This is a genomic window from Paenibacillus sp. 1011MAR3C5, assembly GCF_003591485.1.
GTDB lineage: Bacteria > Bacillota > Bacilli > Paenibacillales > Paenibacillaceae > Pristimantibacillus.
In genome coordinates, this window is the sequence record NZ_QZCF01000024.1 from 1 (window position 1) to 740 (window position 740).

The following is a 740-nucleotide window of genomic DNA, read 5'->3' on the forward strand; positions in this document are numbered from 1 at the left end:
AAGTCGTAACAAGGTAGCCGTATCGGAAGGTGCGGCTGGATCACCTCCTTTCTAAGGATATACCCGAACCCGATGAGGTTCGGATCAGGAAGCATTGCTTCCAACTCAGAAGTTTTCATCATTGTCGTAAGGCAAGATGAAAATCTTCACTCAGGCAGATGTTGCTCGCTCGTTGTCAGTTTTGAAAGATCAATGATCTTTCGTAAAATGGTTGGGTCTTTTCTGAAGCGATTCAGGGAGCGTAATCATCGAAATACGCCGTTTGGTGGCGATGGCGGAGGGGAACCACACGTTCCCATACCGAACACGACCGTTAAGCCCTCCAGCGCCGATGGTACTTGGACCGCAGGGTCCTGGGAGAGTAGGGCGTCGCCAAGCAGGTATATCATAGATGAAGCGACGTGTCTCTCCCTTGGGAGAGTATCGGAAACTTGATCGATGAATACTCAAGAAGCTGATGCGAAGTATAATGAAGTTTCCGATGCCGACCTCGAAGTTATTCGAGAAGTCAGTCATTCGGTGCGGAATGGGCGTCGCCAAGCGGATAATATTTGTTTGCCAATATAACTATATAGACTTCCAACATTTTGGTGTTGAATGAGTCGAATGGTTGTGGTAAACTCATATTCTTGTCGCTTATGCGGCAATTTGTTCCTTGAAAACTGGATAACGAAAGTAACAAGAAGTTTTGAATCTTATCTTCGGATAAGAAGAGAATCTTCTGCTGAAACATCCTTTAG

General features: G+C 45.8%; 2 rRNA genes. Both read left to right on the top strand.

Annotated elements, in window-relative coordinates:
• Nucleotides 1–51 (top strand): 16S ribosomal RNA (locus D3P07_RS27330); the annotation flags it as partial.
• A 210-nt stretch (nt 52–261) separates the two neighbouring features.
• Nucleotides 262–378 (top strand): 5S ribosomal RNA (rrf, locus tag D3P07_RS26680).
• Nucleotides 379–740: the final 362 nt, after the last annotated feature.